Origin of the sequence: Rubritalea profundi, from assembly GCF_002954445.1 — a bacterium.
In the GTDB taxonomy this organism is placed as follows: Bacteria; Verrucomicrobiota; Verrucomicrobiia; order Verrucomicrobiales; family Akkermansiaceae; genus Rubritalea; species Rubritalea profundi.
Window position 1 is genome coordinate 3,643,818 of the sequence record NZ_MQWA01000001.1, and the last position, 21,867, is coordinate 3,665,684.

Below are 21,867 nucleotides of genomic sequence, written 5' to 3' on the forward strand. Positions count from 1 at the left end.
CAGATGATGTTAGAAACCTTAGTTAAATTAGCCGGAATTGGACAATTATGCTTAGTCGCTGGTTCAGTATTTATCCCAAAATGCCTCAATTGGAAGGAAGCAATAGGGACGGCAAACAAGCTCACCCGCCAGCTCTTCCTGACCTACGCTGGATACATCCTAGGCATGCATTTGTTCTTCGGGTTAATTTCTACCTTTGCCACGAATGAAATGTTAGCTGGTGGTTTCCTCAGCACGGCGCTCTGTGCACTGATGACAATTTGGTGGGGTGTTCGTATCATTCTTCAGTTCTGTTGTTTTGATCGCAGTTGTATTCCACAGACCAAATTCAACTACTTAGCTGAAGGTTTACTCGTCATGCTCTTTATTGGTCTAACCACCATCTATGGAATGGCACTTTGGAGGAACCTTCTATGAACGCATGCATCGTCGCTTTGTTGCTAGGAATGCTGCTTATCGTCCTAGCGAAGCTTATCTTTGATCGTCTCGTAGTTGGGAGAGTGCTGGTATGGCTGGTAACTCTGGCGGCCTACGCTGTGATGCATTTTGCCAGTATTGACCAACCTCCACTCCTACGCATGGTCTTACTCTGTTGCATGCTGATGGCGGGGATGAAGTGGATTGTATACAGCGAGTGGAGAAGGCGCGGTGGTGAGATTCTTCCATGGGGGCGTTGGCTGTGCTTCGCCACGCTATGGTTTGGGATGGAGCCGATGGCCTGGACTGGTAAAAGGCGCAGTATTCAATGGAAGACTCATGCTCTTTGGGGAGGCGCTTGCAGCCTCACTGGTGGAGCACTCGTTTTCCTTATGAGCATCTACGAAGTCACCATGTTGATTCCTTTATTCATTGCTATGAGTATTGGCTTTCACTTCGGCGCATTGCGTCTGCTCACTGCATTTTGGAGATTTCAGGGCTTCCCTGTAAGAACTCTCTTTAGAAATCCTTTCCTCACTCGTGGCTTTGAAGACTTCTGGGGGAAGAGGTGGAACCTAGCGTACAGTCAGTTGATGGTTCGCGCAGTGAAGCGTCCGATTCAGCAAATGTTTGGTGCGAAAATTGCTTTATTCTGTGTCTTTATAGTTTCTGGCATACTCCACGAACTAGCCATCACCGTGCCTGTGCAGGCTGGCTATGGATTGCCCACATGCTTCTTCCTAGTTCAAGGCGTCCTCACCACTCTAGAAAAACGTGAGAGCTTCGTGAGTGCGATTCTTTGCGGAGCTAGCCTCGTCCTTGGTCTCAATTTTCTTTTCCCCACAGTTTTTGTTGAAGCTGTGATTCTACCCGCACGTGATGTGTTCAATTTACTAAACTTATGAAAACAATAGTGATAGCGGGAGCCAATGGCTTCCTAGGTCGAGTCATCTCACGCTACTTTCTTCAGAAAAAATGGAACGTGATAGGAATTGCTAGAAATCAACGAGGAGTCGTCGAGGGTGTCGACTACGTCGAATGGGACGGCAAAACTCTGGGAGTCTGGACGGAAGCACTTGAATGGGTCGACGTGTTGGTCAATCTAGCAGGAAGATCTGTCAATTGCCGCTACGGCGAGGAGAATCGCCAGGCTGTTCTCGACTCACGTGTGAAAACCACCCAGTTGTTAGGTGAAGCTGTGGCTGAATGTGAGAATCCACCGAAGGTTTGGATCAACTCAAGTACCGCTACGATCTATCGACATGCAGAAGATCGCCCACAAGGTGACTTTGATGGCGAGATCGGAGCTGGGTTCTCAGTCAATGTAGCAAAAGCTTGGGAAAAGGCATTTTTTGAGGATGACCTCAACAGCGTCCGAAAAATAGCTATTCGTTCAGCGGTGGTGATGGCCGATGAGCCCGAGACTGTGTGGACGGTGCTTCAGCGTCTGGCTCGACTAGGGCTGGGTGGCAAGATGGGGAGTGGTAAGCAAAGGGTGAGCTGGATTTCAGATCTAGATTTCGCCCGAGCCGTTGAGTGGCTGGCTGAGAATGATGCAGCCACGGGAACCTACAATGTCAGTGCTCCGAATCCCGTCACCAATGCAAACCTCATGCGCTGCGTGCGTGACAGTGTTGGAATGCGAATCGGTCTACCAGCCACCGTGTGGATGTTAGAAATTGGTACATTCTTCATGCGCACAGAAACCGAACTGGTTCTCAAAAGTCGCTGGGTTATTCCAACTCGTTTGTTAGCTGAAGGGTTTCAGTTTGAAGATCCTGATTTGATAGAATGGAGTGATAAATAATGAGTACTATTTTACTAGATACCCACATAAATGCCCCCCTTGAGCGGGTGTTTGATCTGGCACGCAGTATCGATCTTCACATGGACGGGACCAAGGGAACTGACGAGAAGGTCGTAGCTGGACGTCGTTCTGGTCTGATTGGGCTCGGTGAAACGGTGACTTGGGAAGCGCGCCACTTTGGTGTGCGTCAGCAACTGGAGAGTGAGATTACAGCATTCAAGTATCCAATTATGTTTGAAGACACGATGCTAAGAGGTGCTTTCAAGAGATTGCGGCATGTGCATTCTTTTGAGCAAACGGAGGAGGGAACTCTGATGCGTGACAACTTCTGTTATGAAGCTCCTTGTGGTGTCTTTGGGAAATTGGCGGAGCAGGTTTTCCTCACGCGTTACCTGCGTCGGTTCATCAAAATGAAAAATGCCCACCTCAAAGCAATCGCAGAGTCTGACGAATGGGGAAAGTATCTGCTATGATCCAGACTGGCGTACAGAGTTGCACGATACGAGTGCCCGCATCTGAAGTGTTCAAGACAGTGTACGACTATGCTATGCGTTTGAAGTGGGACACGATGCTTTCTAGCGCTGCTATCATTAGCGGCCAGTTCTCTGCGGGAACTGGAGTCGTCACCCGCTGTCTAGGTAAAGGCTGGATGAAGCTCTTTCCAATAGAAGCTGTCTACCTGACATATAAACCGGATCGAGTGGCTGCAGTGAAGATGGTCAACAGATCCTTACTTTTCGGAAGCTTTAGCGCTTCAATCCGACACGAAACTCAGAATGTCGGATCGACAGTTTGCTACAAATACGCATTTCGGTTAAGATGGTATGCGAGGTTTCTAACACCTATAGCGCACTCCGTCCTTTCACGTGAAGTAGCTCAAAGGCTAAATGGGCTTAAAAATTATTGTGAAAAAACACCCGCAACTTTCTAGTATTGAATCAAATGTAATAGACGCGCAATTTGTTCGAGGGTTCATGGAGTCCGTCTTGCTAGATAATTCTGTTCATGAGTCTTTTCTCTTCCTCTAGTGAGAGGTAACGCCACTTGCCGCTTTCGAGGTTGGTGTCGAGGTTGGGTTTGAAATTACCAATACCGACTCGTTTCAGCTCTAGGACTTTCAATGGGGTTCCAAATTTGGGGTCTTTCAGTGCCCCGAAAAGCCGGCGAATATGCCGATTCTTGCCCTCATCGATTTCTATCCTGAGTTTCGTTTTAGCTCCACCAGTGCCTTTTTTCTCAAGGCGAATAGCTTTCAGAAGATCTCCTGAGCTTTTCACGCCTTTCAGAGCTGCTGCAATATGTTCGTCTGTTACGTGGCCCCTGACCCAGATCTCGTATGTCTTAATGCAATTACCTGGTGTGGTAAGCACGTCGCCGTATTTGCCGTTGGTTGTGAACAATAAAAGCCCCTTAGACTCTAGGTCAAGGCGACCGACAGGCATCCACCCGTCACGAAACCCCCAATCGGGCAAAAGGTCATAGACCGTTTTTCTGCCAAGCTCGTCAGAGCGAGTGACCACATACCCCTTGGGCTTATTGAGAGCTAATATTCTTTTTGAATTGATCGAGGATCTATCCAAGAGTTGTTTTTTACGAGCCATTAAATTATGCATAAATGGATTCAGGGAATCCGTAAACTTCAAAATCTAGTCGATAATTCACTTAGGTTGGCTTTCAGCCAACTAACATTTTCTTGGGTAAACCTAGGCATGCGGCTGCGCCTTGGCCTAGGCTGGTATGATGTTCGCCGTTGGCGAAACTTTATAAGCTAGAGCCATTAGGGGTTCCTTTGCTGAAGTCACGTTTCTTCACGGTAGAATTGTTTCATCATGCTGGGAAAATCTGCATGAATCTGTGGGAGAAGTCACTGTGCTCCAATTAAGAATTAATAATTAAGAATGAACAAGATTTGGTACGGTCAGAACATAGGTGCATTTTTACTTGCTTGTCCTCATTCGTGAGATCTGTGTGGATTCGTGGTAGAGCTGTTTCATCAAGTAGGCCCTTTAGCGTCTTTCGTTTTTTTCGCGGAGGGTAAGTTTCATCAAGTAGGGAAGATTTGTGGTGGGTACATGTCCCAAGCCAGGTGGAGCAAAGAGGCTGGAAACGCTCTTCTAAGTGCCGTTAGAAAAAATCCTCACAGTCGGTTAGGACTGTGAGGATTGGAAATCTTTAAATGCCAGCCACTGCCTACTTTTTCTTAAGCTGTGGGAAGAGGACGACGTCGCGGATGGTAGGGGCGCCTGTGAGCATCATGATGAGGCGATCTATTCCGATGCCGATGCCGCCTGCTGGTGGCATCCCTGATTCCATTGTTTCTACGAAGTCGTGGTCAATGTTCTGAGTCTCGCCACCTGCTTGTGACTCGAAACGTTCGAGTTGCTGGATTGGGTCGTTGAGCTCAGAGTAACCTGGTGAGATCTCTTGGCCGTTGATGATAAGCTCGTACACGTCGATCACCTTTGGGTTCTCTGTGTTGAGTTTAGCAAGTGGCACGAGCTCGCGGGCTACGTGAGTGACGAAACATGGATTGAAGGTGTGTTCTTCAACGAGCTTCTCGAACACCTGCTGAGATACTTCGTAGTCTTCCATCTCTGGGGAGACTTGCACGCCGAGTGCGTCGCATTTAGTCACGCGTTGCTCGTTAGTGAGGTCGAACCAGTCATCACCAGCGACATTCTTGATGAGGTCGTGGTACGGTGTGCGCGCCCATGGGCGGGAAAGGTCGATGGTGCGAACGTGTTCGCCATTCTCGTCCTTGTGCTCAATCTGAAGGCCACCACAGAATTTCTCTGCAAGGTGACAGGTCATTTCCTCCACGAGGTCAGCCATTTGTTCGAAGTCTGAGAATGCCCAGTAAGCTTCGAGCATGGTGAACTCTGGGTTGTGGCGACGGGAGATTCCCTCGTTACGGAAGTTACGGTTGAGTTCGAAAATCTTGGTGAAGCCGCCACAGAGGAGGCGCTTGAGGTGAAGCTCAGGAGCAACACGAAGCGTGAGCGGCATATCGAGCGCATTGTGGTGCGTATCGAATGGCTTTGCCGCAGCACCACCAGCCACGCCGTGGAGCATTGGTGTCTCTACTTCGAGGAAGTCACGATCTTGTAGGAAATTGCGGATCTCAGCAACCATTTTTGAACGCTTGATGAAGAGATCAGCGCTGCTCTGGTTTGACATGAGGTCGAGGTGACGCTTGCGGTACTTTGTCTCGCGGTCACTCACACCGTGCCATTTGTCAGGCATTGGTCGGAGTGCTTTAGAAAGTACAGTGAGCTTAGCTACCTGAACAGATGGCTCGCCTTTGCCAGTGGTGAAGGTCTCGCCCTCAACACCAACCCAGTCGCCCATGTCCATGAGCTTCCATGCTGCCCAGTCTGTTTCAGAGACACCTTTTTTATTGAGGTAGATCTGAATGCGGCCGTGCACGTCACCGATGGTGGCGAACACAGATTTCCCCATGTCGCGTATAGCGAGAAGACGCCCAGCAAGAGTCACCGGTTTCTCGTTCTCGAAAGTAGCTTTGAGCTCACCAGGAGTAGTGGTGACTTCAAATTTTGCTCCGTAGGGATCGATTCCCAACTCGCGGAGTTTGGCTAGTTTCTCGGTGCGAACTGCAATGAGTTCTGCTTCGGTGGATTGTGGCTGCGTGTTCTGCTCGCTCATAGGCGGCGGAGACTACGGTGGAATGGTTGATTAGCAAGCCACAATTCAAGGGCTTGGAATGGCTGTTTAACGGTACGACAGGAGTCACTGGACCGTAAGCGCTGCTGACTCGTTTATTATTAGCGTCAAAATGGAAATTTATCTGAGAATGGCCATGGAATCTAAGGGACCCCGGCAACTAGCGTTGTTGGTGATGGTAAGAATTTCAAGCAAAGTTAGGCGTGATGACTGAGCTGATCCTATCCGTTAACAAAGAAGAACGAAGCCATATGCAGAATGGCATTCCAGCCTAAAGTGTGCTCCTATTGACTGGCGATAGATCAATCGCCTAAAATATACAAAAATCATGTGAGATCATATTATGTCAAATTCATTATAGGGATCTATTATTTGATCTAATAGAGATAGCTGAGTCGTTATTCAGATTTTCTATCTCGATTCTTGCACTTTGCTAAGACTGAAGCGTAGAGTGTGTTGCTCGTTTCGACTATTGTAGTCGGCGGGCCTCTCAATCGATTAAGAATCATGAATACCAAGGAAAATATTGAAACTCGCCGATCCACCAAACATTTCAATCCAGAGCGTGTGATGCCTAAAGAGGATCTAGCGGAACTTATCCGGTTAACTAAGCTAGCGCCGTCCTCCTTTAATATGCAAAATTACCGCTTGTTGGTGGTGCGTGATAAAGAACTCCGAAAGAAGATTCGTGCAGCTGCTTGGGATCAAGCTCATGTCACAGATGCTAGTGTCCTCTTTATTATGTGCGCTGACCTCAATGCTTACGATGCAAATCCAGAAGAATACTGGGGCCACGCACCAGAGGAAGTGCAGAATATTCTGGGGCCAATGATTAAGCCATTCTATGAGGGCAATGATGAGCTCATCCGTGACGAGGCAAACCGCTCGACAGCGCTTGCTGGGATGACTCTTATGCTTGCCGCACGTGAGCTAGGTTACGATTCCTGTCCTATGATTGGGTTTGATAAAGACGCTGTCTCAAAACTCGTCAACCTACCTGAAGGCATGATGTTAGGATTTATGATTCCAGTTGGGGAGCAAATCAAAGCGGCATGGGCTCGAGGTCCTAGATTGCCAGACGAGAAGGTGCTTATCTATGATCAATTCTAGGCGTTCACCATTTTTATGGACTCATAGCGGCTTTGATGTTCTGTGCTTTGACCTAGTCGCGGAGTGTCGAAAGCCGTAAGATCGAAAGTTTTATTAGCAAAGCCTAGTGGCTTTGTGAGTATGCGGGAATACGAGTCCTATTCTTTACTATGAAAATCGCGACCACGCGATGAGGATGGACTTTCGATATTCTAGAGCCTTGGACAATTTAAAGAGAATCTAAGGGCTGGAGTTTCTCTCTATAAAGCTAGAGTTCCCTATTTCCCGTTATAAATGGCTGTATTTATAGCCGATTTGAGTTGCAAAAAGTGGCTCAGACTGCTTTCAAAGCTGTGTAATGTCAGATATCAAAGAGAGAAAATCGCTTGAGGAGCGTCACCAGATGAGTGACTTGGAACGTTTGCGTCACTCCTGTGCCCATGTGTTGGCGACGGCGATCATGCGTATCTGGCCAGATGCCCAGCTTGCAGGCGGGCCTCCAGTTGACAATGGGTTCTACTACGACATGGAACTCAAGCACCGCATCACTCCAGACGATTTCGCAAAAATTGAGGCGGAGATGAAAAAGGTAGTGAAAGAGAATTCAAAGTTTGAGAGGGAAGTTGTGACTCGCGATGCAGCACTGCAACTCGCTAAGAGTGGTCGTCTCGGTGCTATTGCCGAGCGCGAAGTGGAGAGCAAATTTAAGACTGACCTGCTCGCTAGCATCCCTGAGGGTGAAGAGATTTCGATCTTTAAGAATAATGATTTTTGGGACCTCTGTGCGGGTCCACACGTAGGACGTACAGGCAACTGTAAGGCATTCAAGGTAATGAGTGTGGCTTCGGCCTTCTACAAAGGTGATAAGGACAAAGAGAGCCTCCAGCGCGTCTACGGTACTTGTTTTAAAAATAAGACTGAGCTCACTGACCACTTAGAGAAGTTAGAAGAAGCTAAGAAGCGCGACCACCGCCGTCTCGGCAAAGAACTCGGGCTTTTTACTATCGATGACGCAGTAGGGCAGGGACTTATCCTCTGGAAGCCAAAGGGCGCACTTGTGCGTCGTTCGCTTCAGGACTTCATCACTGAGCAACTTGACGCGCAGGGCTACAGCCAGGTGTACACTCCACACATTGGCAAGCTCAGCCTCTACCGTACCTCTGGTCACTTCCCGTTCTATTCTGATAGCCAATTTCCTGCGATCCCTGATCGTGACGCGCTTGAGAAGCTTTCCGAAGAAGAGGCGAGCTGTTCAGTCCTAACCAATGGTCTTTCCACTGGTGAGATCGAGGGCTACATGCTCAAGCCGATGAACTGCCCACATCACATCAAGATTTTTGACAGCGACCCGCACAGTTATCGTGACCTTCCAGTGCGTCTTGCTGAGTTTGGTACCGTTTACCGTTGGGAGCAATCTGGAGAGCTCGGTGGCATGACGCGAGTCCGTGGATTTACTCAAGATGACGCTCACATTTTCTGTACTCCTGATCAAGTCGATGACGAGATCGCCAGCTGCCTAGACCTCGTGAAGAAGGTCCTCAGCACATTAGGTATGGAAGATTACCGAGTACGACTTTCTTTCTCAGATCCAGATTCCGACAAGTATGTCGGTACCCGTGAGGTTTGGGATAAAGCGGAAGCTTCCCTCAGACTAGCAGCTGAAAACCTTGGGGTTGATTTCACTGTCGAGCTCGGAGAAGCAGCATTCTATGGCCCGAAGATCGACTTCGTGGTTAAAGATGTGATTGGTCGCGACTGGCAGCTTGGTACTGTCCAGCTCGATTTCAATCTGCCTGAGCGTTTTGACCTCACTTACGTTGGCTCCGACAATGGTCGTCACCGCCCAGTGATGATCCACCGTGCGCCATTCGGATCGCTCGAACGCTTTGTCGGTCTACTGATTGAGCACTTCGAAGGGAAGTTCCCAACATGGCTTGCGCCTGAGCAGGTGCGCGTGTTGCCAATTTCAGATAAATACATCGAACATGCTGAAGCCGCAGCCAAGAAATTGACTGATATCGGCGCTCGCGTCAGCGTGGATCGTGCTTCTGAGAAATTAGGAGCTAAGATTCGTCTTGCAAGACTAGACAGAGTACCTTATATGCTGGTCATTGGCGCGCAAGAAGCAGAGTCTAACACTGTTTCTGTACGCCACAGAGATCGCATGGATTTGGGTGCTCGACCACTCGATGAATTTATCAAAGATTTACACACTGAGATTAGTAGTCGCTCACTCTAAACGAGTAGGCGCAACACAGGTCTCAAATTTTCAATACCAATAGGAGGATAAAACAATAGCAAAGCCAAAGAAGCCATATAAGAATCGTCGTCGTGATATGACGCGTGTGAATGAGTACATTCGTGCTCCCAAAGTACGTGTTGTGACTGACAAAGGAGAACTCATCGGTGTGATGAGTGCTCGTGAAGCAGTAACGAAAGCAAAAAGCATCGGTCTCGACCTCGTGGAGATCGCATCCAAAGCAGACCCACCAGTCTGTAAGGTTTGTGACTATGGCAAATACAAGTACGAGCAGGCAAAGTTGAAGAAGAGCAATCCTAAGACTACGACTAAGCTGAAGGAAGTGAAATTCCGTGTACGCACAGAAGAGCACGACTATAACCTCAAATGTTCACGCATCGAGAATTTCCTCGAGGAAGGTAACAAGGTTAAAGTCCAGCTTCAGTTTCGTGGCCGTGAAAACGCACACAAGGACCTCGGTTTTGTTGTTCTCCAGCGTGTTGCTGGTGACATGACAGGCATGGCAAACCTTGACCAGAAGCCTCGTCTTGCTGGTCGTGCGGTTACTATGCTTCTCTCACCACTTCCTAAAGAACAGCGTAAGCGTAAGTTCCAGATGGTGCACGGTGAGCTTATCGATGAAGATGACTTCGAAGACACTGAAGACATCGAGAACGCTGAGTTTGATGAGAAGGACGCGCCCGAAGAGGCAAAAGAGGTCTAGCCCTCAGCGGTTTCTATAAGAAATTTCAACGGCTAATACGCAAATGCGTGTTAGCCGTTTTTTATACGAATAGCGATATAGGCACATGGAGTGTTTATCAAGCCATTGCGTAGTGGAATCTCTCGGTTAGAAGAAAAACCAGCGGATGAGCATGATGATTAGTGTTAGGTAGATGCTGCGCATGAGCCATTGGGAGCGTTTGCGGAGTCGGTCGGTGAGGGTGCTGATCTCGCTGAGATCGTTGGCTAATTTGGCTAGTATTTCTGACTGCTCAGTAATGATGTCATCACGGCGAGCGATCATGTCACGCAGTTCTTGAAGCTGCTCCTCAGTGGTGAGTGCGGGATTGATGTCGATTGTGAGCGGTTCTTGAATTTGCTCTTTACTCCGCCAAGTTTGAATATTCTTGTAGAGAGTGACCGCTTTGTCGCGGTGGTCATAGGCGAGCTTTGCCGCAGGTAGGAGCTTTGGAAGAAGCTTGATGAAAACAGGGATGGCCATGGAGGGAGATTACCTCAGATAGAGAATCTATCAACTCTGAGCTTTCTACAGAGATGGGCTTGCCCGCTGGTGGGCTTTGCTATAAGGCAAGGGAATGCGCAAACAAGGATTTGATGGAACAGCCCGTGACAACAAGCACGTACGAGGCAAAGGTGGTGGTGGACTAGCCTTAGGCGAGGACGCCATAGATACTATCCTTAGCAAGAGTGATAAGCCTTTCGTGCTCGTTCTCGACTGTGTCACCGACCCGCACAATCTAGGCGCGATCCTGCGTACAGCCGATGGAGCAGGAGTGGATGCGGTGATTGCTCCCAAAGATAAATCTGTAGGTCTCACTGAGACTGTTCAGAGAATCGCAGTAGGTGCTGCAGCGAGCGTGCCTTTCATACGCGTCACAAATCTTTCACGCACTATGAAAAAGCTGCAAAAAGAGCATGGAATCTGGCTAATAGGCACTAGTGATAAAGCCACACAAACACTTTATGACATGGACTTCAAAGGTCCTGTCGGTCTTGTGATGGGAGCTGAAGGTCCAGGTCTCAGACGCCTTACCGAAGAAAATTGCGACCTACTGATCGGAATTCCGATGGCTGGGAAAGTTGATTGTCTCAACGTTTCAGTCGCCACAGGTGTTTGTCTCTACGAGGCGGTCCGCCAACGAGGCTTGTAATACCATCTTCACAGTTATACTGGATCAATAGAAGTGTTCTGATTCTTTGTAGTTGCAGCGAAGCTGATTTTGAGAGGGCGAAACAATTTAGCAAGATTAGCTTCGTTAGTCGTCAGTTGCATAGCTCGCTATGCGTCCTCCTTCCGCCTCGCTAATCTCACCATCTTGTTTCGCTATTGATCCACTCTAACTATTCAAATGGTATAAGTAAAAGAATGGCCAACAATGAAACATTGTTGGCCATAGATTTTTTTTGGAGAGTCGGCCTTTATTCAGATGACTTCACACGGATTTTGCTCTTTCCAAATTCTGATTGGTTGAGCTTTTTGATAGCAGCCAGAGCTTCATCTGTCTTTGGCATTTCAATGAAGCCAAAGCCTTTTGATTCACCCGTCTCTTTGTCTAAGACGAGGGTGCATTCTGTGACTGAGCCGAAGGCTGCGAATAGAACGTAGAGTTCTTTTTCCTTGGAGGTGCGAGCGAGATTTCTAACGAGAATTTTCATAGTTTATAATTGTATGGAGTTGAATTAGGAGAGGGTGAGTGTGACTGGGCAGTGGTCGGAGCCTATTACGTCGGCAAGGATACTGGCTGATTCCAGTCTAGGGGTGAGTGCGGCTGAGGTACAGAAATAGTCGAGTCTCCAACCCACGTTTTTACCGCGCGCTCCAGCACGATAACTCCACCAAGAATAGGCGGCTTCGGTGTCGGGGTAAAAGTGGCGGAAGGTGTCGGTGAAACCTGCTGCTAGGATGTTGTCAAAGTTAGCGCGCTCTTGATCGCTGAATCCTGCGCTCTTGCGGTTGTTCTTTGGCCTAGCTAGATCGATCTCATTGTGCGCGACATTGAGGTCACCGCAGAAGATGACGGGCTTGGTTTTTTCTAGCTCCTTGCAGTAGGCGAGGAAATCGCGATCCCACTCGATGCGGTAGTCTAGTCGTGCGAGTTCGCTCTTCGCATTGGGTGTGTAGACTGTGACGAAGAAAAAGTCCTCGTACTCGGCGGTGATGACGCGCCCTTCGGTGTCGTGCTCATCGATGCCGATTCCGTTGACCACGCTCAACGGCTTTTCTTTGGTTAGAATGAGTGTGCCGGAGTAACCGGGCTTCTCAGCTGAGTTCCAATATTGATGGTAACCTGCGAACTCAAGTGGGAGATCAACTTGTTCTGGACGAGCCTTGGTTTCTTGCAGGCACAGGATGTCGGGTTTGATCTCCGCGAACCATTCGGCAAATCCTTTTTTGAGGACTGCGCGGATGCCATTGACGTTCCATGAAATGAGTGTTTTCAAAATTTAAATTATATTGTTAGGACGTTTCGAAGATTATTTTATCTTCGTGAAAATAGGAAACCTACCATTGAGGTTGAGTCGCTCAGGTGGAGTGATGGAAAATGGCGTTCCTCGTGTGGGGGTAACTTTGGAGTCATACACGAGTGGCACACAGCTGAGAGAAATGAGTGGCTCATCGCCTGGGCGCGGCACACGTACAGCGTGAAGGATCGATGGGAAATAGGGGTTTTTGTTGAGTTCTAACACGTCACCGAGCTGGTAAGACTGTGTTGCCGAGCTTGGTGCTCCGGGGAGGATCCATTCGACTAATACGAGATAGGGAGTGGGGGGGTGGAAGGCATCGGGCTGGACCAGTGCTTGGGTCTGGATCGCTATGCCATCGGAGATGAAGTCATCGGGGCCGAGTGTGCGGGTCTTCAAGACTCGGTAATGACCTTGAAGGTAGGTGTTGTAGGTGGCGTCCTTGAGGTTACCCACGTAGACGCGTTTGAGCTCTCTATTGAGTAAGCTAATGTCTTCAGGGTTGAGATTGTAGTACTTTTTATAAAGGGAGCGTGGACTGAGTGTGTCACCTTTGGGTGCGTTGAGGGAGTCGAACGCTTTTGGTTTTTGATGGCGGCCCATTTTCTCTAGCAAAGCATAATTTTGCGGTAAGTGGGGGTTGCCGAAGACTTCGAGAAAGAATACCCAACTCCAGACCGCGAGACAAAATGCCGAGGCGTTGACAAGAAACCACCAAAATAGTGGTGGTTTCTGACGGAGAATACGAGCGACGAGTGAGTCGTCTTTAGGATGGTTCGCCAAAGTTTGCGGAAGTTTGTTTTTACTTGATAGAGCTTGGGTTGGCTCGCTAGAGTTTGGGTAAGTTTGATAGCTTAGGCTCAGCTACGCACAAGGTGTTTAAGGTATCTTGCTGTTGATGAATACAATTTTTTAAGAAAATATGGCTAGTTTGTATAAAAGGGGAAATGTGTGGTGGGTTAAGTGGGTTGATCATGAGGCTGGTGGTAAGGTGGTGAGGGAGTCTACTGGCTTGAGGTGTGATAGAGTGCAGAAAGATCTTCGGGCAAGGCGGGTGGTGGATAAGTTCAATAAACAGGAGAGTGTGGCGAAGGTTCGAATTGAGAAGTTTGGGCGTGCTTCTGTGGGTGTGGAGTTCGAGTTCAGACAGAACTGACAAACAGACCCGCTAAGCTCACATGTCGATTAAAATTATCCGACTAACTGATAGAATGTTAAACGATGTTATTCGTTGGTGTATTATCAAGAATGATGGTCGCCTGCGGCGGAGACTGAGAGTTTTCAGTGTTCAGTTTTCAGAGCTTGGGTTGATGAAACGGGGATGATGAAACGAGCCCTGCGGGCGGTCATTGGGCTAGACTGATGAAGCGGGGTATTCGCTACGCTCTAATTTAGAATTAGGAATTAGGTCGCGTATCACGTATAGAGGCTAAGCCTTACGTGACTTTATGCACTCGATTGAGTGGGGGAGTGAATGTGCCGTGTGTACTCTTTCACTTTGATGAGGGCGTAGCGTCTGTCGGCGCATTTGATGAATGGGAAGGTGTAGGCTTCGCCAGCTTGGACACCCGCACAGTAGCCATAGACGAGGTTGATAGTGTCGTAGGCTGCGAGGGCTGGGTCAGTCTGCTCATTGATGTAGAGGTAGTAACCTACTGGTGGGTCTCCTGGGCCATCGGCGAAGAAGTCATAGAGTGAGTCAGGGCCTTTCGGTCGATCAGCTAAGGATCGTACCAGCGGACAATGCATAGCGCGAGTGATCTGCGTGAGCATGTCGATGAGGCTCACCATACCACCTACACGTGCGCTTACTTTATCGAGTTCTGAGTAGGTCATGTTCCCAAGTTAGAGGGTAGGGTGGGTCAAATACAGGGTGAGGCTGTGAGTCTGGCTCTACTCATGTAATACTCGGGCGATATATCAAAGTGTTCTGATTTATATTTATCCCAATAGACGCGTACGAATTTACCAGTTCCCTTAGGAAGTCTGGAGCGCTTAATCAGTTTTGCGTCGATGCGGAATTGTGTGTCAATCTTGACGATGGCGAGCACTCCCCAGTTGCCCGCACGCTTGACGGTCACATATTTACCTAGCTTGACTGGGGTGATTGTTTTGACTTCGACTAGCATTGTTTGCATCGAACCATCTGAGCCTTGTGCATTGGGGGGTGTAGGTTGATTCCAAATCGGTGGGAGGCGTAGGACTCGCCGAGTTCTCCGTAAATAGGCAAGTACTCTGTATGAAGGTTTTTGGGATCTTCATAATTGTCTTCAGAGTCGAAATTAAGTATCTCATGGTACTCTTCGGCTAGGTGGAGCAGGCTCACGTAATTAACGTCAATATCTGTGAGTGTGGGTTCAAAATTATTCTCTTTATAGAGTTCGAGTTGATTTTTGATCCTGTTAGCATCAGTTTCAGTGAGGATGTCCCGGTCCTCTACTTCCTCACTAATGATACGCTCTAAGTGCTTTTCTAGAAACGAGTGCGGTATCAGACTGCTACCATATAGACTCTGATAGAAAGCTGAGACGTGGATCAGTTTTTCAATGAAAAAATCGGGTTCATTATTATTCTCTTCGTCGCAGAGTTGCCGATTGATCTCTTCCAAGGAGATCCATTCTCCGTCATCCCAAATTCCGTCCATGTGAGCGTAGGCTAAACTGTTATTTACTCAGGTCAAACGATGCAGTGCTGTTCCAACTGATGGTTGATACGCTTCTGTAGTGTCGGGCTAATTACCTGCTTGGGTCTCTTGAAGTCGTTCCGCAGTTCCTTCTCGTTGAGGACGTCGACTTCACCTCGGCCCTTTCGCTCTACCATCCATCCGGGGAGTGTGAGCAGTGGCTTGACTTGGACGTGCTCACCTACTGAACTGCTGAGTTGTTTACTGAGCCACTCAGAGTTGCGTTTAGCCTGCTTGAGGCCGTAGTGATCTACTCCGAATGGGAAATGGAGACGCGAGCCATCGTATTTGACGCGGTAGCCATCTTGGCCATCCTTGTTCTTTTGTTTGAGCTTCCTGCGAGCCTTGGTTTCTAGGAGGAAAACACCTTCGGCTGTCACGACAATATGGTCGATGTTCCATGGTTTATCACCGGGCTCATTGACCTGGTAGTCGTGGTACACCTGCACAGTTTCATGTGAGAGGGTGTTGAGGATCGCTCCAACAGCTTGCTCTCCCAGCAGGCCTAGCTTGTAATTGGCGTAGGTGGGCATCAGGCGGTAGAGCAGGGAGATTGCAACGAGTGAGCCCAGCCCAGCTATGGTGAGGACTGTTGATAGGTTTATTCCCACCCAATAGAGGAATCCAGCAAACGCTCCTGAGCACATGAGTAAAACAACATAGAGGTTCGAGTTCGCTAATGCGTTGCTGTAGGCTCCATCCAGGAGGGCGTGGGATTGCCTTGATTGGAAGTTTACTATGTGTCCGTCGTTTACGAAACTGCAACCACAGGACACCCATGTAGATGGCAGCAGGGGCAAACGTAATGAGGAGAGCACTAGTGACACGTTCGGACATGTTGCTAGAGCTATACTGTTAGAGTGTGCAATGCAAGGCCGTCTTGTGCTGATTGTTAGTCGACGACTATGCGAGACTCTACCTGCTCTGGGCTAAATTCGATTCAAGACATGCAAGCATCTTGGACAGTGGGAGATTATTTATCTAGATTTTCATCCAGTTCATAACTGCACATCTCACCGGAATTAGGTATAGAGGTAGTCTTCTGCTATTGTTCCAATATTTGATTTTATGCTTGCCTACTCGCCGATCATTTGCATTTTTTATCTGATAGCTAACATCAGGAATCCCCGCTTCAATCTGTTAGCTAACATCAGAAACTTCCGCAATTCCCTTTCTCCCACCAAAAACGATGCTCTCGACCTCCTTACCCAAAAAGCAAATCCCTAGCTGCCACATCGAAACAGTAGGGGCGAGACTGCCGAAACAGCGATTCGCTAGCAGTCGCCTTGCCATCGAGGAGATCCGAGTCCAGTGAGCGACGCTCTGCTTGTCCCCATTCACGTCGACGCCCTCGTTCTGGACGCGGACCGTCTGATGGTGGAAGCCATGGCCGATTTTTCCCGGTTACCGTACGTGGATCGGCAACTGAAACGGGAGATTAATGCCGACCATGCGAATATCAGCGAGTCGATCGTTTCCCAGCCTTTCCAAAGCCAAAACCTTCATCTCAAGGCGGGCGTGCACTTACACTGGTCAATGCCTGATGCCCTTACTCGGGGCGTGCATCATGGCAAAGAAACCCGCTTTCCCGCGCTTCCTAACCGCTGGCTGATCACGCGTAATAAGGGCTCAAACCAAAAATCCTGGGTGGTCGAGAGCGATTACATTTTTCCGCTTCCTAAAAAAGGCGATAAAAATTACGAAGAATACGCCTTGGCCGAGCGCGAGCGATCCGGCTCTATCAGCTATTTCTACCGCGAAATTGACAAGAAGAGAAACGAGCCGTTTCGCTATGTCGGCCGACAGGTGCCGCTGGATCTGTGGTTGCAAGAAAGCAAACCGCCTGAATCTTCGTATTTCCCCGAAGAAACACCCCTCACTGCGCTTGGCTACGGCGAGATAGCATTCGCTGCCTTTTACCCAAATTGCCACAGCGTCTTCGGGTTCCACGATGACGAGGTTACGGCTGGAGACTCGGGATATCGCTACGAGATCATCGGCTGGCACTCGACCGGGACTCATGATCCGGTCAAGAGACTGGTGCTGGGGCAGGCGATTCTCAAATGCTTCGAGGTCGATCCATCCGGGGTTGATCAGGATCGGGCGGGGAAAACGATGAGGAGAGATGACTTCCTCAATACCTGCATCGACGCCACCCGTTCTGATTCAAGAAACTCGTTAGCTGAAATTCTCGACGATCTCATCCGTGGTGATGCCCTACGGAGTGAACTTCACGAATTTCTCGCTCTCCAGTCTCACGACTTTGTCCAAGCCGGTTTGGCGTTTTTTCAAGAAGGCGAAAACGCGAAATTTCTCGCTATCCAAAAGCTGAAAGACTTCGACTGGAAACTTCCAGACGTTACTGACACTGGAAGCTTGGATCGAACCCTTTACTACTCTTCAGTATCGTTTGCGGCGGAAAATCCTAAGGACGGAATTCAGAAACCGAATATCGCGGGCGAGGTCAAAATATCCATCGGTAACACGACTATGGAAGCTCTATCGGCTTACCTTGCGCATGAGTTGACGGACGGGGAGGATTCGGAATTCGGACCAACGCCGGAAGCCAAGGTTCTCGAGCGGCTCGAAGACCAGCTCGAATCGCTTCACCTCTCGGGCAAGCTCGCCAACCGTAAGCTCGATATCGGCCCCAAGTTCCGGGAGGCCCGTCATAGTTCCGGCTTCACCCCCGTTTCCAGCGGCCTGCGCTGGGCGGTGAGACTCCAGTCGCGTTCCCCCCAATCCGTGACACCGTCAGTTGCAGGGAAAGACGGCGGAGAAGCTGAGGGGCTCCAGCATTCCAGCGCGGCCCACGCCCAAGCGCAGCGGCGGGTCATGCTCCCGCCGGAAATGACAACTCAACTTTCCGACCTAAACCGCTTACAGGACCGATACGACAAGGCACAGCACGAGATCCAGACCCAGCGTAAACAGCTCTTCTCGGACTGGTATAAGTACATGATGGCGACGTATCATCCCGCGGACACCATCCGAGGAGACGACTACCCCGATGTGGACGAGGTGAAGTTCTTTATTGAGGAATATGATCTCAAGCCTCTCGAGAAGATCGTCGGGGAACTTGAGAAAATAGATGCCAAGCGCGATGAAGCAAAAGGACAACTCGATCACTTAATCAATCACTACAATGACAGCCTGATCGTTCATTTCAGGCCGGATGCCGGGACACCGCTTGGCCGGCCGGCCGGCATGGATGCAGCAGGCTTACAGGGCCGGTTGGAGCACAATCTCCAGTTTCGGGAGGAGCCCACAGCGGTTGCGGCCAGTACAAACTCGGCTTTCAAGAAGTCCTTGCCTTTCAACGGCCAGACCAGTTTTGCCAGGGTGAAGTTAGAAATGCTAGGCGCGGAGGCACACGGCGGTGTCACCTTCTCGGCGTGGATCAAGCCCGACCAGAAGACGGAGGGGAAGCGCATCGTTTTTAAGATCGGAACGCTGCTTCTCCAGCTCGAGCCAATCAGGCGAGGTGCCACGGCTCGCATTGTAGTGTCGTGCCCGAACGTCGACGAACGGATCGGCGTGATTACGCCCGGACGATGGCATCATTTAGCGATCACTTGCGAACGCCCCATGACCAAGGCACCCGATGCACAAAATCCGAAGGAACCCAAGCCGGAGAGTCCCGTCCTGGTGGTTTACATTGACGGGCAACGTTCCAATCTGCCCGGCAAGAAAGCCATCGGCTCTCTGAACAAATTCGACCAGCTTTTCATTGGCGCCCGTTCGGAGAATGACCCCAACGGTTTTCAGGGGGAAATGACCCAGGTCCGAGTCGATAACCGAGCGCTCCTGCCCGCGGAGGTGCGCCGAGATATGAACGGCGGTGCCCGGTCCGATTACCAGCTCTACAGCAAGGCGGCACCGCGTTACTGGCAGCCCAATGAGCCGGTCATCCTGATGGAGGGCAAGGGCATCCGCTCCACCGAACGCCACGGGATGGACGGCGTGCTCGAGTGCCCGCTGATCAAATCTCTTCCTACAGCGTTGCAGGATATGGCGGCCGGTAAGCAGAAACCCAGAAAAGCCGGCTTCGATGCGGCCGTCAAAAAGTTCTCCGGTAGCTTGGGCTCCGCGCTGGAAGGCAGCACCAAGGAGATCCCGCAGAGAACCTGGCAAGGTCAACCCTGGCATCCCATCATGCTGGAATGGGAAGTGCTGCTCCGGCCGGCGCGTGGAAATAAAGAGATCGAAGGCGCGTCGTTTGCACCGGACGTCATCACGGCCAACTACGGTCTTCGCGACAATGCTGTCGATCTTAAGGTGAAGAAAAAAGATCTGAAGGAACTCGCCGCCGGTACGGTTTACAGTAACCGCTGTTATCTGACGCCGCATGGCAGCGAACAGCTGCGGGAGCGGATTGCGGAGTATCTGAAGACCTTCCTCGATGACTTGGGTGAGAAAATTTACGCATTCAAGGAACAGAAAGAACATGAGACCCTGCCCGCCGACGAGGCCCTCAAAAGCTATCACGAGTCGCTCGCGAGTTGGTTTAATAGCGAGCAGCCCAAGCGACCGGAGCTGGCCTCGAGCGAAGGAGTCATCAAGTTGACCCAGGATTTCCTTAATCAGTTGAAGACATGGTATACGAAGAAACCCACCTACGACGATCCCGCGAACAAGAAATTCGAGGATCTTTCGAAGCACAAGAAAGCTGATGACCCGGTCTACGTCGTCATCTGCGCTGGACTGAAACTCTATGATGAAGCTGGCGATCCGAAGACCTTTCTCTCCCAGTCGCTCGGAGGTTTTAACGACGAATTGCTCATGCACAAGCAGACCATGCAATTGCCGGTCGAGGATCCGCTTGGTTTTGACGATTACCAGTCATTCACCAAGAAGGTCGCCGGTCTCTTGGGCGACAGCATTCACAGTGCGCCCGAGCCCACTAACCAGTTTAATCCCATCCGCACCGGGGCGATGTCGGTCACCCGACTGCGCCTGGTCGACACCTTCGGCCAGGTCAAGGATTTCAACGAGGAAGCCATCCTCGCCGCAGGCCACGAGATCATCACGCCGCAGCGCTTGAGCGTGCCCTTCAGCCCGCACCTGACGTGGATGCCGCCCCGGCTGGTACAACCGGCTCGGGTCGATTTCCGCTGGCTGCGGTCGAATGAAACTGATCCCGACGCCACGCCGATCTGCGGCTGGGTCTTACCCAACAACCTGCAGAAGACCCTAGCAGTGTATGACCACGACGGCGGGGCCCTCGGCTCCATCCTGCAGCGCGGAAACGCGATCCAGTGGGAACCGGCGCCGGGCCGAAACCGAGAGGTCGACGAGATTAAGGACATCAATCCGCATCTCGCCAAGATGGTAAAGCACATCCTCGGAAAGCAGGGCGCGCAGAACTTCCTCGAAGACTTTCTCACCACCATCGAAAGCGCCCTCGAAACCATTGATCCCCAGGGCCATGCCCAGCACCGCAGTCTAGCTCTCTTGATGGGCCGGCCGATTGCCGTGGTCCGAGCCTCGCTGGACTTGCAGTTGCAGGGCACTCCGGCCATCCACCAGGGCTGGCACGCCTTCCAGCAGGACCTGCGCCGCGACCACCGCGAGACTGACAACTTCACCAAGGTTCAGTTCCCCGTCCGCATCGGCGAATACCAGCAGCTCAACGACGGCGTGGTCGGTTACTGGATCGAAGAAAAGGAGGATGGCGCTGATGAGGGCTATCGTTACCAACACGACGAAGATGGCCAAGGCAAAGACAGCGTCGGCAAAGACGGCACTTTCTACGCACCGCAGACGCCCGATAACGCGCCCAATAAAACGATCGATCATCCTGATATTAATCTCCATCAGGACAACGAACCGGTTCATATTACCCAAAGCATCGACAGCCCGAAGCTGACTGCGACCCTGCTGTTCGACGCGCGGAAAGTCCACCTTACCTCCGGAGCGTTACCGACCAAGGTGATCGATATCCCCGCCGAGGAGTATGCTGCGGCGTTTGAGGCCATCGAGGTCACCTTCCTCACCGCCCCCATCCTGACGGCGCATGGTACACGCAGCGTGGCCGTTCCGGACGAGACCGGGTTCGACTGGACCTGGTTGGAACATAAACGCTGGCTGGACAAGACAGTTTTCGCGGAATCTCTCTCAAACAAGTCCACCTCTGCGCAGGCCGATAAACTCTGGGATCGACTCGTTGTCAGCCAGTGGATTACTCCGGATCCGACGAATATGAACCGGGCCCGCATCATCCCAATGGGTCGCCGGGGATCCCATGAAAAGCTGAAGACAAAAACAGGGGAGACAGCGAAAGAACGCTCCATACTCGAAGACGACATCGAGCGCCTTTTCTGGTCCGAAACCACCTCCGTATCAGTCATGGAACGTGACACTTTCCTGGATCAATTGAAGGCGCTCTCCGGCGTATCCGATAAGAAGCTCTGCGAAGAGATCTGGAGGCATCTTTTGCATGCGAAGGTTCGCTGGCTGGCCGCCATTCCCGAGGACACGACCCGCGCCCGGGTCGTTCCGATCGACGAACGCGCCCCGATAAATCTCGAGCTGCATCCTGAGTGGATCACCGCCCTCAAAGCGACCGTCCCTCAGTTAGGCGAAGACGGAACAGCCACCGCGAAATGGGTCGAGCGCATTTTTAACTCCGAATCCCTCGAACTCTCGCCAGTCGAGACCACGGCGGCCTTCGGCATCGGCCTGGAAATCCGCGAGGGATGGCTGGTCTTGAAAAAACACCGAGAAGACGAAATTCACGCTTGA

At 50.5% G+C, this 21,867-nt stretch carries 20 protein-coding genes; 10 read left to right on the forward strand and 10 right to left on the reverse strand.

Going from position 1 to position 21,867, the window contains the following annotated elements:
* The first annotated feature begins 3 nt into the window (after positions 1-3).
* The 5 genes from BSZ32_RS15965 to BSZ32_RS15985 are packed head-to-tail and all read left to right on the forward strand — an operon-like array spanning position 4 to position 3,155.
* Positions 4-417 (forward strand): hypothetical protein, encoded by a 414-nt coding sequence (locus tag BSZ32_RS15965; protein WP_105044335.1) that lies wholly within the window; start codon positions 4-6, stop codon positions 415-417.
* Positions 414-1,322 (forward strand): MBOAT family protein, encoded by a 909-nt coding sequence (locus BSZ32_RS15970; RefSeq protein WP_105044336.1) that lies wholly within the window; start codon positions 414-416, stop codon positions 1,320-1,322. The genes BSZ32_RS15965 and BSZ32_RS15970 overlap by 4 nt, the downstream gene beginning before the upstream one ends.
* Complete coding sequence (locus BSZ32_RS15975; protein WP_105044337.1) at positions 1,319-2,224, forward strand: TIGR01777 family oxidoreductase; 906 nt, start codon at positions 1,319-1,321, stop codon at positions 2,222-2,224. Before BSZ32_RS15970 ends, BSZ32_RS15975 begins: the two co-directional genes overlap by 4 nt.
* Complete coding sequence (locus BSZ32_RS15980) at positions 2,224-2,697, forward strand: SRPBCC family protein (RefSeq protein ID WP_105044338.1); 474 nt, start codon at positions 2,224-2,226, stop codon at positions 2,695-2,697. Before BSZ32_RS15975 ends, BSZ32_RS15980 begins: the two co-directional genes overlap by 1 nt.
* Positions 2,676-3,155: an SRPBCC family protein gene (locus tag BSZ32_RS15985; RefSeq protein ID WP_105044339.1), complete on the forward strand. Its 480-nt coding sequence runs from the start codon at positions 2,676-2,678 to the stop codon at positions 3,153-3,155. The genes BSZ32_RS15980 and BSZ32_RS15985 overlap by 22 nt, the downstream gene beginning before the upstream one ends.
* 58 nt (positions 3,156-3,213) lie before the next feature.
* Here BSZ32_RS15985 and BSZ32_RS15990 read toward each other — a convergent pair whose 3' ends face one another.
* Both BSZ32_RS15990 and lysS read right to left on the reverse strand, forming a co-directional pair.
* On the reverse strand, positions 3,214-3,837 hold the full coding sequence (locus BSZ32_RS15990; protein WP_206018886.1) for a pseudouridine synthase: 624 nt from the start codon (positions 3,835-3,837) through the stop codon (positions 3,214-3,216).
* A gap of 577 nt (positions 3,838-4,414) precedes the next feature.
* The gene (gene lysS / locus BSZ32_RS15995; RefSeq protein ID WP_105044341.1) at positions 4,415-5,887 is read right to left on the reverse strand and encodes a lysine--tRNA ligase; all 1,473 of its coding nucleotides are present in this window, start codon (positions 5,885-5,887) and stop codon (positions 4,415-4,417) included.
* 525 nt (positions 5,888-6,412) lie between these two features.
* On the opposite strand from lysS, the gene BSZ32_RS16000 reads away from it, so the two are divergent.
* The 3 genes from BSZ32_RS16000 (at position 6,413) to infC (ending at position 9,957) form a co-directional block, all read left to right on the forward strand.
* Positions 6,413-7,015, forward strand: a complete 603-nt coding sequence (locus tag BSZ32_RS16000; protein WP_105044342.1) for a nitroreductase family protein — start codon at positions 6,413-6,415, stop codon at positions 7,013-7,015.
* A gap of 337 nt (positions 7,016-7,352) precedes the next feature.
* Positions 7,353-9,233 (forward strand): threonine--tRNA ligase, encoded by a 1,881-nt coding sequence (thrS, locus tag BSZ32_RS16005; protein WP_105044343.1) that lies wholly within the window; start codon positions 7,353-7,355, stop codon positions 9,231-9,233.
* 97 nt (positions 9,234-9,330) lie between these two features.
* Positions 9,331-9,957 carry a translation initiation factor IF-3 gene (gene infC / locus BSZ32_RS16010; RefSeq protein ID WP_105044344.1) on the forward strand — a complete coding sequence of 209 codons (627 nt, stop codon included), beginning with the start codon at positions 9,331-9,333 and terminating at the stop codon, positions 9,955-9,957.
* Between the two features lie 126 nt (positions 9,958-10,083).
* Here infC and BSZ32_RS16015 read toward each other — a convergent pair whose 3' ends face one another.
* Complete coding sequence (locus tag BSZ32_RS16015; protein ID WP_105044345.1) at positions 10,084-10,458, reverse strand: hypothetical protein; 375 nt, start codon at positions 10,456-10,458, stop codon at positions 10,084-10,086.
* Positions 10,459-10,552: 94 nt separating this feature from the next.
* Between BSZ32_RS16015 and rlmB the strand changes: the two genes are divergently transcribed.
* Positions 10,553-11,128 (forward strand): 23S rRNA (guanosine(2251)-2'-O)-methyltransferase RlmB, encoded by a 576-nt coding sequence (gene rlmB / locus BSZ32_RS16020; RefSeq protein ID WP_105044346.1) that lies wholly within the window; start codon positions 10,553-10,555, stop codon positions 11,126-11,128.
* Between the two features lie 268 nt (positions 11,129-11,396).
* Here rlmB and BSZ32_RS16025 read toward each other — a convergent pair whose 3' ends face one another.
* The 7 genes from BSZ32_RS16025 to BSZ32_RS16060 all read right to left on the reverse strand — a co-directional run bounded on the left by BSZ32_RS16025 (position 11,397) and on the right by BSZ32_RS16060 (position 15,950).
* A complete protein-coding gene (locus BSZ32_RS16025; RefSeq protein ID WP_105044347.1) occupies positions 11,397-11,633 on the reverse strand; it encodes an RNA recognition motif domain-containing protein in 237 nt (78 codons plus the stop codon).
* Positions 11,634-11,657: 24 nt separating this feature from the next.
* Entirely contained in the window at positions 11,658-12,419 is a 762-nt protein-coding gene (locus BSZ32_RS16030; protein WP_105044348.1) for an exodeoxyribonuclease III, read from the reverse strand.
* Positions 12,420-12,452: 33 nt separating this feature from the next.
* Positions 12,453-13,223: a hypothetical protein gene (locus tag BSZ32_RS16035; RefSeq protein ID WP_105044349.1), complete on the reverse strand. Its 771-nt coding sequence runs from the start codon at positions 13,221-13,223 to the stop codon at positions 12,453-12,455.
* Between the two features lie 663 nt (positions 13,224-13,886).
* Positions 13,887-14,276, reverse strand: coding sequence for a hypothetical protein (locus BSZ32_RS16045; protein WP_105044351.1), 390 nt, complete (start codon positions 14,274-14,276; stop codon positions 13,887-13,889).
* A 26-nt stretch (positions 14,277-14,302) separates the two neighbouring features.
* Positions 14,303-14,578: a hypothetical protein gene (locus BSZ32_RS16050; RefSeq protein WP_129589798.1), complete on the reverse strand. Its 276-nt coding sequence runs from the start codon at positions 14,576-14,578 to the stop codon at positions 14,303-14,305.
* Positions 14,563-15,084, reverse strand: coding sequence for a hypothetical protein (locus BSZ32_RS16055; RefSeq protein WP_105044353.1), 522 nt, complete (start codon positions 15,082-15,084; stop codon positions 14,563-14,565). Before BSZ32_RS16055 ends, BSZ32_RS16050 begins: the two co-directional genes overlap by 16 nt.
* Before the next feature lie 32 nt (positions 15,085-15,116).
* Positions 15,117-15,950 carry a nuclease-related domain-containing protein gene (locus BSZ32_RS16060; protein WP_129589799.1) on the reverse strand — a complete coding sequence of 278 codons (834 nt, stop codon included), beginning with the start codon at positions 15,948-15,950 and terminating at the stop codon, positions 15,117-15,119.
* Between the two features lie 484 nt (positions 15,951-16,434).
* Here BSZ32_RS16060 and BSZ32_RS16065 point away from each other — a divergent pair, with 484 nt between their 5' ends.
* Positions 16,435-21,867: a LamG domain-containing protein gene (locus BSZ32_RS16065; protein WP_105044355.1), complete on the forward strand. Its 5,433-nt coding sequence runs from the start codon at positions 16,435-16,437 to the stop codon at positions 21,865-21,867.

What these genes read in the sequence shown, in the direction of transcription:
- BSZ32_RS15965 (WP_105044335.1), top strand. Translation starts at nt 4, where the DNA reads ATGATGTTAGAAACCTTAGTTAAATTAGCCGGAATTGGACAATTATGC.
- BSZ32_RS15970 (WP_105044336.1), top strand. Translation starts at nt 414, where the DNA reads ATGAACGCATGCATCGTCGCTTTGTTGCTAGGAATGCTGCTTATCGTC.
- BSZ32_RS15975 (WP_105044337.1), top strand. Translation starts at nt 1,319, where the DNA reads ATGAAAACAATAGTGATAGCGGGAGCCAATGGCTTCCTAGGTCGAGTC.
- BSZ32_RS15980 (WP_105044338.1), top strand. Translation starts at nt 2,224, where the DNA reads ATGAGTACTATTTTACTAGATACCCACATAAATGCCCCCCTTGAGCGG.
- BSZ32_RS15985 (WP_105044339.1), top strand. Translation starts at nt 2,676, where the DNA reads ATGGGGAAAGTATCTGCTATGATCCAGACTGGCGTACAGAGTTGCACG.
- BSZ32_RS15990 (WP_206018886.1), bottom strand. Translation starts at nt 3,837, where the DNA reads ATGCATAATTTAATGGCTCGTAAAAAACAACTCTTGGATAGATCCTCG.
- lysS (WP_105044341.1), bottom strand. Translation starts at nt 5,887, where the DNA reads ATGAGCGAGCAGAACACGCAGCCACAATCCACCGAAGCAGAACTCATT.
- BSZ32_RS16000 (WP_105044342.1), top strand. Translation starts at nt 6,413, where the DNA reads ATGAATACCAAGGAAAATATTGAAACTCGCCGATCCACCAAACATTTC.
- thrS (WP_105044343.1), top strand. Translation starts at nt 7,353, where the DNA reads ATGTCAGATATCAAAGAGAGAAAATCGCTTGAGGAGCGTCACCAGATG.
- infC (WP_105044344.1), top strand. Translation starts at nt 9,331, where the DNA reads ATGACGCGTGTGAATGAGTACATTCGTGCTCCCAAAGTACGTGTTGTG.
- BSZ32_RS16015 (WP_105044345.1), bottom strand. Translation starts at nt 10,458, where the DNA reads ATGGCCATCCCTGTTTTCATCAAGCTTCTTCCAAAGCTCCTACCTGCG.
- rlmB (WP_105044346.1), top strand. Translation starts at nt 10,553, where the DNA reads ATGCGCAAACAAGGATTTGATGGAACAGCCCGTGACAACAAGCACGTA.
- BSZ32_RS16025 (WP_105044347.1), bottom strand. Translation starts at nt 11,633, where the DNA reads ATGAAAATTCTCGTTAGAAATCTCGCTCGCACCTCCAAGGAAAAAGAA.
- BSZ32_RS16045 (WP_105044351.1), bottom strand. Translation starts at nt 14,276, where the DNA reads ATGACCTACTCAGAACTCGATAAAGTAAGCGCACGTGTAGGTGGTATG.
- BSZ32_RS16050 (WP_129589798.1), bottom strand. Translation starts at nt 14,578, where the DNA reads ATGCAAACAATGCTAGTCGAAGTCAAAACAATCACCCCAGTCAAGCTA.
- BSZ32_RS16055 (WP_105044353.1), bottom strand. Translation starts at nt 15,084, where the DNA reads ATGGACGGAATTTGGGATGACGGAGAATGGATCTCCTTGGAAGAGATC.